This window comes from Bacillus sp. Brlt_9 (assembly GCF_051948935.1).
Lineage (GTDB): Bacteria > Bacillota > Bacilli > Bacillales > Bacillaceae_G > Bacillus_A.
Genome location: NZ_JAYJLO010000009.1, coordinates 34,461 through 48,028, shown reverse-complemented (window position 1 = coordinate 48,028; position 13,568 = coordinate 34,461). Strand labels below are relative to the sequence as shown.

Here is a 13,568-nt window from a genome sequence, read left to right as displayed (position 1 = left end):
CAGTGCCTTTTAGGCACTGCTTTTAGCTATTAATAACTTGGCATTTCTGTAATTTGTGCCACACCTGACTCGATGGCTGCTTTCGCTACAGCTTCCGCAACACTTGGAACAACTCTTTTATCTAATGGATTCGGAATTACATAATTCGCATTACGTTCTTCGTCCGTAATGATGTTAGCAATCCCATATGCTGCCGCTAATTTCATCTCTTCTGTAATATCAGTCGCGCGCACATCTAACGCACCGCGGAATATTCCAGGGAACGCCAATACATTATTTACTTGATTCGCATAATCCGAGCGCCCAGTTCCTACTACAACTGCCCCAGCCTCTAATGCATCCTCAGGGAAGATTTCTGGAATTGGATTCGCCATAGCAAACACAATTGCTTTCTCATTCATCGTTTGTACAAGTTCTTTCTTTAATACGTTAGGAGCAGATACGCCAATAAAAATATCCGCTTGATGAATTGCTTCTTTTAACGTTCCACGCACATATTCTCGATTTGTCTTTTTTGAAACTTCAATTTGCGCTTCGTTCATCCATGATTCACCTTCACAAACAATACCTTCTAAGCTAACTAACGTAATGTGCTGTGCACCAGCCTTTAATAATAATTTTCCAATTGCAATTCCTGCCGAACCCGCACCGTTAATAACAATTTTTACATTATCCATTTGTTTGCTAACAACTTTTAATGCATTAATAACAGCTGCTAATACGACAATAGCTGTTCCATGTTGATCATCATGGAATACAGGAATATTTGTTTCTGCTTTTAATCGCTTTTCAATTTCAAAACAGCGTGGTGCCGCAATATCTTCTAAGTTAATTCCTGCAAACGTAGGCTCTAAATTTTTCACAAGGGTAACGATTTCATCCACATCAGTCGTACCTAAACATAACGGGAAAGCATCTACATTCGCAAATTTCTTAAATAAAATACTCTTCCCTTCCATAACAGGCATAGCTGCTTTCGGTCCAATATTCCCTAAGCCAAGTACCGCTGTTCCATCTGAGACAACTGCCACCATATTACCACGTGCTGTATAGTCATACACTGTTTCTTCATCTGCTGCAATTGCTTTACAAGACTCCGCTACACCTGGAGTATATGTCAGACTTAAATCATCCGCTGAATTTACTTCTACTTTACTTGTAATCTCAATTTTCCCTACTAATTCTTTATGCAATAACAATGATCTCTCATTAATTTGATTTTCTAACATACTTATAATCTCCCCTTAATTTGACAAGCTAGCTATATGAATATAGCTAGCTTGTTTGATCATGAAAACATTTTTAATAAGATTGTCGCTGTTACAACCATTGCTGCCCCGCCTAAACGAGTCGAAATTTGTGCGAATGGCATTAATTCCATACGATTTGAAGCTGATAAAATAGCAACATCTCCAGTTCCACCTAAACCACTATGACATCCCGTTACAATTGCTGATTCAACTGGATACATTTTCATCACTTTCCCTACAAGAAAACCTGATGCTACCATTGTAAGAACAACTGATGCGCACACAACAACATATCCTACTGAAAGAACTGCTGCTACGTCTTTTAGCGGAATATATAGCAATCCTAGTCCAACCATTAACGGCCAAGTTAAATTCTTCGAAATAAATTTATATAGATGGAATGCTCCTTGCTCCATTTTTGCTGGCATTAATTTAAAGTATTTCACAAGTGCTGCTGAGAAAATCATAATGATTGCCCCAGGAATACCAATGAACTTAGAAGCAAATCCTCCGAAGATGAAGAACGTACACGCAATTAATAAACCCGCTCCCATTAATGAGAAGTCAATTGGCTTCTCTGTATTTTGTTCTTTTAATAACTCCGCTTGATTGTCTGTTTTCACTAATACACCGTTACCACTAAGCTCCGGTTTCTTCTCACCTAAACGCTTCATATACCCTGCACTCACAATTGCGAACATATTTCCAATAATAGCCGCTGGAATAAGCTGTGATACAAACGTTGCTGATGATTCGTTTAAAATATCACTATAAGCTAGCGATAATGGTAAAATCCCTTCTCCAATACCACCGCTCACAATTGGTACGATGATGAAGAAGAATGTTTGCTTCATTTCAAATCCAAATAATGAACCGACCAATAATCCTACTGCTACCGAAGCTAAGGTCCCTACTACTAAAGGTATAAACATACGAACGAAACCTTGTACTAACACTTTACGGTTCATTCCTAAAATACTTCCGACTACTAAACAAGAAATATATAAGTATAAAAAGTTCGATTTTTTCATTAACATAGTCGCAGCTTCCATTGAAGCTGGATTCATCCAGTTAAAAAATACAAGTAATGATGGAATAAATAATGAAAGTATTGCCGGACCGCCGATATTTTTTAAAATTGGAATTCTCATCCCAATGTCTCCTAAGAAAATACCCATGATCATAATAACTGCAAATCCACCAATCATATCTGCTGGCAATTTATTATATACAGATGCCCCATAAATAATAGCAGCCAATACTACATATAACGGTAAAGGTATAACACCGATTTTTACATTCATAATTTTAGAAGCGAAAGATTCTCTTTGTACTTCATTTCCTTCAGTAAATGATACCGCTTCCACATTCTTTTGAATTCCCATATGGCACCCCCTTGTTTTCTTAATAACAATATTAAAACGCTTTCAATAGTAAAAATAGTTTTTGTAAGTTTTGTAATTGATTTTGTAATTAAAAAAAGTATAAGCGACTTATAATAAGTCGCTTATACGTAAAACTCTATTTTATTTTGGTCAATACATCTTAATTTACTCACTGGTCTTCCTACATGTTGATACACCATTTCGTTTTCTAATACTCCAATTTCAGTTAAAAACATTACATACTTTCGAATAGAAACCCTTGAAACACCAACTAATTGCGCCATTTCCTCTGTTGTAAATGCTCGTCCATTCAGCGACTCAATCTTCTGCCAAATTAATTGCATCGTTTGCTTCGTTAATCCTTTCGGAAGCTCTTTAGTGACAGTAGGCTCTCTTTTTTCTTTTTGCAAAATTAACGAATCTAATTCCGATTGACTAATTTTTTGTTGTTCTTTCATGAAAGTAAGCTTTTCTCGATATATAGTTAACGCCTTTTTAAATCGTTCAAATGTAAATGGTTTAATTAAATAATCTACTACGCCATATTGTAATGCTTTTTTAATACTCCCCATATCATGTACAGCTGAAATCATCATAATATCGATTTCTTTTTCTTGATTCCGAATATACATTAAAAGCTCAAATCCAGTCTCTTCAGGCATAAAAATATCAAGTAATACTAAATCTACTCGTGATCCCTCTAATACTTCTATCGCCGATTTTACGGAGTTAACTGCTTGAACAAGTTCAAATCCTCCTACTTGCTCTAAATAATGCGTATTTAACATTGCTACCATCGGGTCATCTTCTACAATTAAAACTTTAATCATATTTGCCTCTCATCCCTACCTTTAGGTATCTCAATTGTTATCTTTGTTCCCTTTCCTACTAATGAATGCACATAAATTTCCCCATTTATTCGCTGTATACTTTCTTTTACAAGATACAAACCATAACCACGGTTATCTCCCTTTGTGGAATAACCTTTCGTAAATAATGCCCCTATTTCTTCTTCTTGTATACCTTTTCCCGTATCTTGTACTGTAATGGTTAGTGTATCCCCATAATGTATCTCAACTTCAACTTGCTTCTTTTCACAATTCGTCACTGCCTCTAATGCATTATCAATTAAATTTCCGACAACCGTAATTAGTTCATGAGTAATACTTTCATCATCTATTTCCGGCATATGAGAATCTTCACTAATAATTAATTTTATATTTTTCTCTCTAGCATAGCTAAGTTTTCCGAGTAAAAAACCAGCAAATACTGGACTTTTTATTCTTTTCATAACCCCACCAATTTCATATTGATGCTCTGATACCATACCGCTTATATATTTCTGTAATTCTTCATACTGCTTCATGTGTGTAAGCCCTAATATGACATGCATTTTATTCATAAATTCATGCGATTGTGCCCGTAACGCTTCCGCATATAGCCTAATACCAGTTAATTCTTCTGCTAATTTTCTAATCTCTGTTTTATCACGAAATGTTGCAATTGCACCAACTATTTCTCCTTTTACATATAAAGGAACACGATTCGTCACAATCGTAATTCCATAAATATTTTGTTCTTCGTTTAATTGTACCTCTCCCGTTTGTAATACTTCTTTTATACGTGAATTAGGCATATACAACTCAACATCTTTACCGATAAAATCTTCTTCAAGTCCACTTTTCTTAAATAATCGTTTTGCCTCATTATTTATTAAAGTTACATTGGCTTCTTTATCTACAGCAATAATACCTTCCTTTACAGATTGTAGCATCGTATTTCTTTCTTCAAGAATTTTCGCTATCCTGTGAGGTTCAAGACCGAATAAACTTTTCTTTATATGTCTAGCTAGTAATATTGCTCCTATAATTCCGACTAGTACTCCAACTCCGACACCAATGTAAATGATATGTCTACTTTCCTTAACTCTCTCTTTTACATTATCTGCTGAAATACCAACGGCCACCGCTCCAAGTTGTTCACCTGTTTCAGAAAATACAGGTACAAACACTCGCATTGAAATACCTAAAGTTCCTTCTGCCAGCGATACATGTTCCTTTCCTTTCAGTGCAGGCCCTTCATCTCCCCCAATAAAATGATGGCCTATTTTTTGAGGATTTGGATGTGATTTTCTTATTCCATTCATGTCCATAACTACAATAAATTGAACACCTGTGTTTTTTAATATTCTATTTGTATGCGTTTGGATTGCAGAAGTATCTGCCTTCCCAATCAAACCATCGATTACAATTGAATCGTTCGCCACAATGTGTGCAATTGTTTTTGCTTTCTCTGCTTGGCTATCCTCCGTCGTCCGTTCTACATTATGACTAATTAATATATCTGTCACAAGTAAAGAAAAAATTACAACTGTACAAACTAACAATGTAATCGTTTTCCATAAATTCCATAGTCTTTTTCTTTTTATCATCCCGTTAATGACTCCCCTAATTGCTGAATAGAAAAATAAGTAAGGTGAAAATAATATCACCTTACTTATCTGCTGTTATTATACTTTAAATTTACTAGTCATGGCTTGTAGTTCTTCGGCCATCCCAGCTAAGTTTTGCGAAGCTGAACTAATTTCTTCCATTGAATTCACTTGTTCTTCTGTTGAAGCAGCAACACTTTGCATACTAGCTGTATTTTCTTCTGCAGCCGCTGCAATTTCATCAATAGCATTTGTCACTTCATTTGCATCTCCAGCAATTCTCTTCGTTGTTTCTACCATTTGATTAACTTGAGAAACAATATGTGTAGTAGAACTTAAAATTTCTGTAAAGCTTGCTTTCGTTTTTGTTACAACATCAAGGCCTTGTTGAACCTCTCCATTCACATTATCCATCGCTTTAACAGTATGTTCAATATCCGCCTTAATTTCTGCAATTAAATTTGCAATCTCTCCAGATGATTCTCCTGATTGCTCCGCTAATTTTCTAACCTCATCTGCTACAATAGCAAATCCTCGGCCCTGTTCGCCTGCTCTTGCTGCTTCAATAGCCGCATTTAAAGCTAAAAGGTTCGTTTGAGTAGCGATGTTTTGAATTGCTTCAGAAATAGCTCCTACCTGCTTTGATTTCTCATCAAGAAGTTTAATAATAGCATCCGACTCGGATACCGACCTAGAAATAGACTGCATTTGTGTTGCAGTTTGTTCAACCAAGTCTTCACCCTCTTTAGCTCGCTCTCTCGCATGTAATGAGGAGATAGAAATTGATTCCGCACTTCCAGTTACATCTTGAATTGCTGTATTTACTTGTTGTAATGTAGCCGCACCTTCTTCAACACCTTGACTTTGTGATTCAGCCCCACCTGATACTTGTTCCATTGCAATTGTAATTTGATCTGTCGCATCATTTGCTTGCTGTACGCTCGCTGTTAACTCTTCAGCCGATGCCGCCACATGCTCTGCTGAAAAACTAATTTGAGTAATCACATCTTGTAAAGAGGCAGACATTTCATTAAATGAATTCCCTAATTTCCCTATATCATCATTGGAATGGATTGTAATTTTCTCTGTCAAATCCCCCTTACTAATTCTATATGCCGAGTCAGCTATTTTTCTTAATGGTCTTGTAATAGACTTTGTGATGAAATAAATTAATACACTACCAAATACAATAGCGATAGCAATGACAATAAAAGTCTTATAAAAAACTGGATTCGCAGCTTGGGTAATTTCTTCATCAAACATAACTCCAACTACTTTCCAGCCCGTCTTCTCATTTGTTGCAAAAATTAAATTCTTTTTATCATCTTGTTCTGTATAAGAAACATTCCCTTGTTTTTCTTCATAAATTGGTTTAACCCAAGGATCAGTAACTTTTGCACCTGGTTTTCTAGATGGATGACTAACAATTTGCTTATTTTGATCTAAAATAACTGCATAACCTTTTTCCCCTATGTTAATCATTTTGGAGATTTTCAAGATGTTATCTAAATTTAAGTTAATTCCTATAACACCTTTACCATCTTTTACTTCTTTAGCAATTGTCACTACCATATTTTTTGTAGATGCTGATTGATATGGTGCAGTAACAATTACTTTCCCTTTATTTTCATGTGCTTCTTTATACCAATCTCTATCTGTTGGATTATATCCATCAGCCATTTGGATAAATGGTTCTCTTATAAACTTTCCCGTCTGCGTTCCAATATAAATGCCTTCTACTTCTGGATGAAGCTTTATATATTGTGCTAATTTAGTTCTTACTATTTCTTCTTGTCCGTTTGGATATGTATCCTCTGTTAAAATGTCTGCAAAATATGCTGCATCAACAAATTTCTCTTCTATATTTTGAGAAATAACAGTATTTAAAATCGAAATGTTTTCCTTTGCTTTACCTGTAATTTGTTGTTCAAAATTTGTTTTGGCAGTTTGATATGAAACACCACCGATAATAAGTCCTGGTATAGTTAAAATAAGAAAAAATGAAATGATTAATTTTTTCTTGATACTCATACATTTAACCCAGTTAAATATTTTTTGCATAATAAGCCTCCTTTATGTAATGTGAATACTTGTGTAATTTTATACAATTAACATATATAAAACAATATATAATGATAACATGTAATTTTTTTGTCAATTATGCATTTTTACATATTCACTACTTCTAAAGATTTAATCATAAAAAATAAGAGAACTTCAGTTTATATAATAAGCTGAAGTTCTCTTATTTCTTAACAAAAAAACTTACAATTCCTTACATCTCTTTCCTTACTACTTCATTTAGAGCTTTTCACATAACTAATCGCCTGACTCCCCATTTGCATCCATGCCTGTTCAAAGCTTTCTCTGGATACTTTTACATCTAAACTATCACTTAGGGGATCTCGAATATATACAAATTCCTTATCATATCCAATAAGCACTACACAATGTTCATTATACGTAATAGAAACATCTCCACTATTTGTTTCCCATGTAGTAAATTCATCTTCATCTAATGGCTCAAATGTTGCATTTGTAATCATCACTACCGGTTTTCCTGATTTTACACTCTTATAAAGTTCTTCTATACTCTTCCCTGTTAAGTCCACAGCTTTGTTAGGTAAATACTTTTTCGCTAATTGAAAAAGTGGTCCATGATATACACCATACCCAGATTCAGAAAAGGTATAAATATTTCCTACAAATCCTTCATTCGGGTTCCCACGTACACCATCGTTCATAAAATCAACTTTCTTTATTTCATTTGCTAATTTCATTTTATCCACTGTAATGCCTGCGTATTGTAACATCATCGCTAAGCTCGTCACTTCACAGCCTCTATCTAGCTCTGGTAATTGCTGAATTAAAGGTACATTCGATAAGATAACCTTTTCATCACGATCAAACTCCACTTGTTTTCCACTTTGTATATTGAAGAATGTTAACTTCTCCACATACTTTGTAATTCCATTTGTATATATCCCCCATACTGCTATACCGAGTAAAACTATACATATATACCACTTAAACTTCCGTATCACTTTCACGCCCTTTTTAGTTCGTTAAATAAGAATAAAACGCGTCAGCATCCGTGCGAATCACTGGTACAAAATTTAGTTCTTTTCCTTTTTCAGGCTGATCTTTTTTTATTTTTTCTGCTAGTTCTTGAGCGCTCATATTCGTTTTATCTATATTAAGCTCATCTGCCATTTGTAATACTTTTTGCTCATTAATTTCTTTTAATACTTGATATATATCTTTCCCATACAAATCAATATGATATTTTTTTGCTTCTTCCTGTACTTTTTGTTCATACACTTCTTGTGCTAACGTTTCTATCTCTTTTCCTTTTTGGGAAATACCTAACTTCCCTGCTTCCTCTCTTACTTTCGTTCCATAGATTTCTTCCTCAATGTCCTCCATTTCTTTTCCATTTGTCAAAATGCCTAATTTATCCGCTTCATCGTTAATTTTAATCGTATTAATTTGATTAATTAAATTTACAATCGTTGTATTCTCTATAGATATGCCTAGCTTTAACGCTTCTTGCTTTATTTTTGTTTCATAGATTTCTTCTGAAAGAGTTCCAACATCTTTTCCTTCAATGGAAATTCCTAACTGTTCTGCTTCCCTTCCTACTTCCGTCTCATGGATTTCTTTTTCTAGCGTAATTTGTTCTTTCCCTTCCGTTTCAATCCCTAGATTCTCCGCCTTTTCTTCTGTATGTACCGCATGTATCTTCCCATTGTTCAATTGTTCTTTGCTGCGCTGCTTATAATCTGTCTTTCCTTTTGATGTTTCAGAAGGAGAGGCACCGCCTAATATACTTAAACTCATTACTCCAATAGTGAATACCGTCATCATTTTCTTTTTCAAAATTAATTCCTCCCTCTTACACTTTCTTTCCCATCATTCCCTATACATAATCGAAATAACGTTATGATCGATATAATCTGCTCAAATACCTTTTTATAATCGCTTCTTCATAGGGCGAACTTTCTGTATAGCATACATGTTATAAATAGTTTCTTAACTTTCCCTTAAAAAAAGACGACCTTGTAAAAACAAGATCGTCCTCTCACTTATATTCTTTGGTTTTTAGGAAGAATTACTTCAAAACAAGTGCCCTCTCCCCATTTGCTCTCTACTAATATTTTTCCATAATGCTTTTCTACAATCCAATTTGCAATTGAAAGACCTAATCCAGCTCCTTCTGACCCACTTCTCGCTTTATCTCCTTGATAAAAACGATTAAATAGTTTTGGGATGTCCTCATCTTTCACTCCTATCCCATCATCTTTCACTCGTATACGAATCGAGCTGTTCGTTTGCGTACAATCGATTTGTATATAACCACCTTCATTCGTATACTTCATCGCGTTATCTAACAATATGACCATCATTTGATGAATTCTCTCTCTATCACCCATAAATGATATACCATGCTCTACTTTCAATATCATCTCTTTTTCTTGATAGGAAGCAATCTCCTTATACGGATCTACTATTTCTTCTAACAATGTATCCATTTCAAATGTTTTCTTATCCATCTCAATTTGATTAGAATCCGAACGTGCTAACAATAATAAATTAGCTACAAGCTTAGATAATCGTCTACACTCCTTTGAAATCGTAGAAATATCCATCGCTTTTTCTTCTATTGTCGCAGATGGTGATTGAAATAATATATCTGTTTTGGATTGAATAACCGCAAGTGGTGTCCTTAATTCATGCGATGCATCCGAAACGAATTGCTGCTGTTTTTCCCATGAATTTTGAATGGGTACGAGCGCCCTGCCAGCTAAGAAAAATCCAATTCCTATTGCACATAAACTTCCTACGCTACAACCTATAACAAGAATTAAAAATAAAGTATTTAACATTTCTTCTTCAGCTGTTATATCGCGTACGATTTGAACTATTTTTCCATCTTGTTGAAATGCAAATGTCCTAAAATATAGTCCTTGCACTTCTATATCTCGCAAAGTTCCTAATTTTTTTGGCGAAAACTTTTCCAAATTTTCTTCAAAAATCAAACGTCTTTTGCCGTTTTCAACACCTATCTCCACTGTGTTTCCATTCCAAGTTAACTCCATTATCCTTGGATCCCCAATTGGAGGATATCCCCTCATTTTTTTAGGTGGTTTTTTATCATCTGCATTTTTTCTATACTGAACGGCTTTTCCTATCGATTCATTTACTCCACTATAAATACGCTTATATGTGTACGAATAAATAATACTGCCTAATACACCTATCAAGATAATAAATACTAATGAATTCAATATAGTCAATCGAATGCGTGTCTTCTGAAACATGCTTCCTTTTTTCATTGTTCTTTTAATATATATCCAATACCTCGAACGGTTTGAATATCTTTCTGATAACCGAATGGCTCTAATTTTTTACGTAAATGATGTACATATACTTCTACAATTGCTACTGTCGTATCTGAATCAAATCCCCAAACACGATCAAAAATTTGTTCACGCATTAAAATCTTTCCGCTATTTTGAACAAGGTACTCTAGAAGCTCATATTGTTTTAATGTTAGCTTCATACTTTGTCCATCTACTTGAACATCTTTATTTTTTCCAAACAGCTCAATCCCTTTATAACGAATAGTCTGCTTTGTTGTTAAACTACCACTTCGTCGTAACAACGCACGAATTCTCGCTTTTAATTCTGGAGCCTGAAATGGCTTAACGATATAGTCGTCCCCGCCAAAATCCAACCCCTTCACGCGATCTTCTAAAGAATCTCTCGCTGTCAAAAATAGGACTGGTGTTTCAATCTTTTCATCACGTATTTTTTGAATTACTTCAAAACCGTCCATTTCTGGCATCATCACATCAAGCAAAATGGCATCATATATGTTTTGCAGTGCTAGAAATAATCCATCTTCTCCATTCAATGCTGTATCTACTTCAAATTCATCGCGTAATATTTGGACAATAGACTCTAATAAAGAAGCATTATCTTCTACTACGAGTAAACGCATATTCTCACCTTCCACCATATAGTTCAATTCTATTTATAACTACATTTTAACGTTTTTTTCGATATAAAATTGGGAAGATTTATTATAAAAGCTCTTCCTTAAATTTTGCTTAATAAAAAATTGAAAGAAATAAGATTCCTCTTATCTCTTTCAATTTTTTACTACGTATACCTTTTTACTCGGCAACTCCAAACAATTTAGCTGACCACCATACACAGCTCCGCCATCAATTCCTATAATACGATTACTACCAAAATACACGCTGCAATTCTCACTACCATGAAGTGTTTTTGTTTCCGTATGACCAAATACAACAACCTTTTCCCCGCTATATCCATTATGAAACTCATTACGAATCCACATTAACTTATATGGTTCACATTCCGAAACTCGCTTCAATGGCTCAACACCAGCGTGTACAAATATATACTCTTCTGTCTCAACGTAATGATCTAATTCTTGAATAAACTTTACATGTTCCTCTAAAACATGAGATTGTAACATTGGTTTTCGGAAGACTTCCTCATTGACCACAATATCTTCTTCTACAAAGCCATAGCTGTATAAAGTCTTATCTCCACCATTCCTTTTTACCCAATGGTTCCATGAACGTTCCTCATCCGTCGTTAACGCTTTAATCATCATGTCTTCATGATTGCCCTTTAGAACGAGGGCTCCCTCTTCTTTTAACGCTTTTACCTTTTCAATTACTGCACGCGCATTTGGACCACGATCTACATAATCCCCTAATAAAATCAATTGATCCTGTCTTGCATCGTATTGAGCTTCTTCTAATAACTTTTCGAACTTTTCTATTTCTCCATGAATATCACTAATAACAAGAATCCTTTTCATATTATCCCCTTCTTTCTAAACCACTCTCTTTCTAATTATAGTTCAAAACAACAGAAAATTCCGAACTCATATTTATTACAAACAAAACGATTATCCTTACAACAATGTAAGTCTCTTGTCATCCAATTCGATAGTTGCAATTGCTATATTTCCTTATACTAAAAGTAAGAAATGAAACAAAAAACAAGGAGAGATGAGACATGAAAAAAGTGATGGAAGTTGTAGTAGCAGTGGCAGAGGTTTTCGTAAATGGGAAACAAGTTGCAATGGAGTTAAACAAATAATGAAAAGGACAAGATTCATTCTAGACCCTTTACTCATATAAAAGAGATAAGACTTCTTCATTTTTTTGATCCCTTATCTCCTTGTAAAGAAAGCCGTATCCTTTTTCAGGATACAGCTTTCTCTTATTACCATGTTTCATTTACACACTTTATTATTCCTTTTACTATGTATCTATCCCCTCAAATAATTTTTTCAAAACAAAAATCCCATTTACATACACATTACTGAATCCATCATACGAAATGACTTCTTCATTCTGTCTATCTAAATGGGATTATTTCATACTTGTTATTCCACCGGTTGTGGTTGTGGCTGTATTACTTCATTCGCTCCAGCTACCCTCAACATATTTGCAATATCTTTAAAGCCTCTTTTTTCAGCATATTGCAATGGCGTAATATTTTCCTTATTGGCCATATTTACATCTGCCCCGTGGTCAATAAGCATTTGAATTACTTTCTTATGATTTTCACTACCATTTCCTAATACGATTGCTTCTACTAAAGCTGTTCCACCACGAGCATTTCTATAATTCACATCAATATCTGTATGCTCTAACAATTCTTTTACGACCTCTACATGGCCACGTTCAGATGCAGAAATGAGTGCTGTTCCACCTGATTTAGTAATTTCTTTCGTATTAACCCCTGCATTAATTAGTAGCTTTACAATGTCTGTATACCCTTCTCTACTTGCATAAAGAAATGGATTACTTTGTTTCTCATCTTTACTTTCAATATTAGCACCTGCACTAATTAACGCTTTAACTGTCTCTACGTGATTTTGATATGTTGCTGCAAGGATAGGCGTTTCTCCGTTGTCACCTTCTACATTTATATTGGCTCCATCTTGAATCAGCTTCATAGCTGTTTCTGTATCTCCAAGAGTCGCAGAAAGTAGCAACTGTTTGTCCATTAAATTTATACTTTTTTCTTCTTTAGATTCTTCCTGTTCTTTATGCTTTTCTTTTTTCTTTTCGTTTTTCACATGAACCGGTTTCGATTCTGGCTCCTCTTGCTTATCGCAAGCCACTACCGTCATTAAAAGTCCTAATAACATACATAATAAAATTTTTTGTTTTCTCACAACTACAGCTCCTATGAAAGATAATGTTTTCTTAACCATTCCTCCATCACATACAATAACTCTTCTTGATTACATTTATCCATAAGCCCTTTATATTCCTTCTTTAATCGGATTATCTAAACTTATACCTATGTTTCTCAACCTATATTAGCGAAGCAATTAGTTTAGCACGATTTTACCGCATTTGTATACATTTCTAAAAAGTACATACACGATTGCTTTAGGTCACTATATTCCATTGTAACCGTTCTTCTAAAAATTTTACACCTTTT

At 34.5% G+C, this 13,568-nt stretch carries 11 protein-coding genes and 1 pseudogene; all 12 read right to left on the bottom strand.

Annotated elements, in window-relative coordinates; genetic code table 11:
- Positions 1 to 29: 29 nt before the first annotated feature.
- On the bottom strand, positions 30 to 1,229 hold the full coding sequence (locus tag VF726_RS25565) for an NAD(P)-dependent malic enzyme (RefSeq protein WP_440172948.1): 1,200 nt from the start codon (positions 1,227 to 1,229) through the stop codon (positions 30 to 32).
- Between the two features lie 59 nt (positions 1,230 to 1,288).
- Positions 1,289 to 2,635, bottom strand: coding sequence for a 2-hydroxycarboxylate transporter family protein (locus VF726_RS25560; RefSeq protein WP_440026833.1), 1,347 nt, complete (start codon positions 2,633 to 2,635; stop codon positions 1,289 to 1,291).
- Positions 2,636 to 2,757: 122 nt separating this feature from the next.
- Positions 2,758 to 3,465: a response regulator gene (locus VF726_RS25555; protein ID WP_307879045.1), complete on the bottom strand. Its 708-nt coding sequence runs from the start codon at positions 3,463 to 3,465 to the stop codon at positions 2,758 to 2,760.
- Positions 3,462 to 5,066 (bottom strand): sensor histidine kinase, encoded by a 1,605-nt coding sequence (locus tag VF726_RS25550; protein ID WP_440172947.1) that lies wholly within the window; start codon positions 5,064 to 5,066, stop codon positions 3,462 to 3,464. The genes VF726_RS25555 and VF726_RS25550 overlap by 4 nt, the downstream gene beginning before the upstream one ends.
- A gap of 78 nt (positions 5,067 to 5,144) precedes the next feature.
- Positions 5,145 to 5,963: a methyl-accepting chemotaxis protein gene (locus VF726_RS25545; protein WP_440173093.1), complete on the bottom strand. Its 819-nt coding sequence runs from the start codon at positions 5,961 to 5,963 to the stop codon at positions 5,145 to 5,147.
- 120 nt (positions 5,964 to 6,083) lie between these two features.
- Positions 6,084 to 7,097 (bottom strand): annotated as a pseudogene (locus tag VF726_RS25540) (HAMP domain-containing protein); the annotation flags it as partial.
- Positions 7,098 to 7,363: 266 nt separating this feature from the next.
- The gene (locus tag VF726_RS25535; RefSeq protein ID WP_440172946.1) at positions 7,364 to 8,110 is read right to left on the bottom strand and encodes a C39 family peptidase; all 747 of its coding nucleotides are present in this window, start codon (positions 8,108 to 8,110) and stop codon (positions 7,364 to 7,366) included.
- Between the two features lie 13 nt (positions 8,111 to 8,123).
- On the bottom strand, positions 8,124 to 8,945 hold the full coding sequence (locus tag VF726_RS25530) for a transporter (protein ID WP_440172945.1): 822 nt from the start codon (positions 8,943 to 8,945) through the stop codon (positions 8,124 to 8,126).
- 206 nt (positions 8,946 to 9,151) lie between these two features.
- The gene (locus VF726_RS25525) at positions 9,152 to 10,387 is read right to left on the bottom strand and encodes a sensor histidine kinase (RefSeq protein WP_440172944.1); all 1,236 of its coding nucleotides are present in this window, start codon (positions 10,385 to 10,387) and stop codon (positions 9,152 to 9,154) included.
- Positions 10,388 to 10,398: 11 nt separating this feature from the next.
- Positions 10,399 to 11,070, bottom strand: a complete 672-nt coding sequence (locus VF726_RS25520) for a response regulator transcription factor (RefSeq protein ID WP_440172943.1) — start codon at positions 11,068 to 11,070, stop codon at positions 10,399 to 10,401.
- Positions 11,071 to 11,220: 150 nt separating this feature from the next.
- Entirely contained in the window at positions 11,221 to 11,925 is a 705-nt protein-coding gene (locus tag VF726_RS25515; RefSeq protein ID WP_440172942.1) for a metallophosphoesterase family protein, read from the bottom strand.
- 573 nt (positions 11,926 to 12,498) lie between these two features.
- Positions 12,499 to 13,335, bottom strand: coding sequence for an ankyrin repeat domain-containing protein (locus VF726_RS25510; protein WP_440172941.1), 837 nt, complete (start codon positions 13,333 to 13,335; stop codon positions 12,499 to 12,501).
- Positions 13,336 to 13,568 lie beyond the last annotated feature (233 nt).

What these genes read in the sequence shown, in the direction of transcription:
- VF726_RS25565 (WP_440172948.1), bottom strand. Translation starts at nt 1,229, where the DNA reads ATGTTAGAAAATCAAATTAATGAGAGATCATTGTTATTGCATAAAGAA.
- VF726_RS25555 (WP_307879045.1), bottom strand. Translation starts at nt 3,465, where the DNA reads ATGATTAAAGTTTTAATTGTAGAAGATGACCCGATGGTAGCAATGTTA.
- VF726_RS25525 (WP_440172944.1), bottom strand. Translation starts at nt 10,387, where the DNA reads ATGTTTCAGAAGACACGCATTCGATTGACTATATTGAATTCATTAGTA.
- VF726_RS25515 (WP_440172942.1), bottom strand. Translation starts at nt 11,925, where the DNA reads ATGAAAAGGATTCTTGTTATTAGTGATATTCATGGAGAAATAGAAAAG.
- VF726_RS25550 (WP_440172947.1), bottom strand. Translation starts at nt 5,066, where the DNA reads ATGATAAAAAGAAAAAGACTATGGAATTTATGGAAAACGATTACATTG.
- VF726_RS25560 (WP_440026833.1), bottom strand. Translation starts at nt 2,635, where the DNA reads ATGGGAATTCAAAAGAATGTGGAAGCGGTATCATTTACTGAAGGAAAT.
- VF726_RS25545 (WP_440173093.1), bottom strand. Translation starts at nt 5,963, where the DNA reads ATGGAACAAGTATCAGGTGGGGCTGAATCACAAAGTCAAGGTGTTGAA.
- VF726_RS25520 (WP_440172943.1), bottom strand. Translation starts at nt 11,070, where the DNA reads ATGCGTTTACTCGTAGTAGAAGATAATGCTTCTTTATTAGAGTCTATT.
- VF726_RS25510 (WP_440172941.1), bottom strand. Translation starts at nt 13,335, where the DNA reads ATGGTTAAGAAAACATTATCTTTCATAGGAGCTGTAGTTGTGAGAAAA.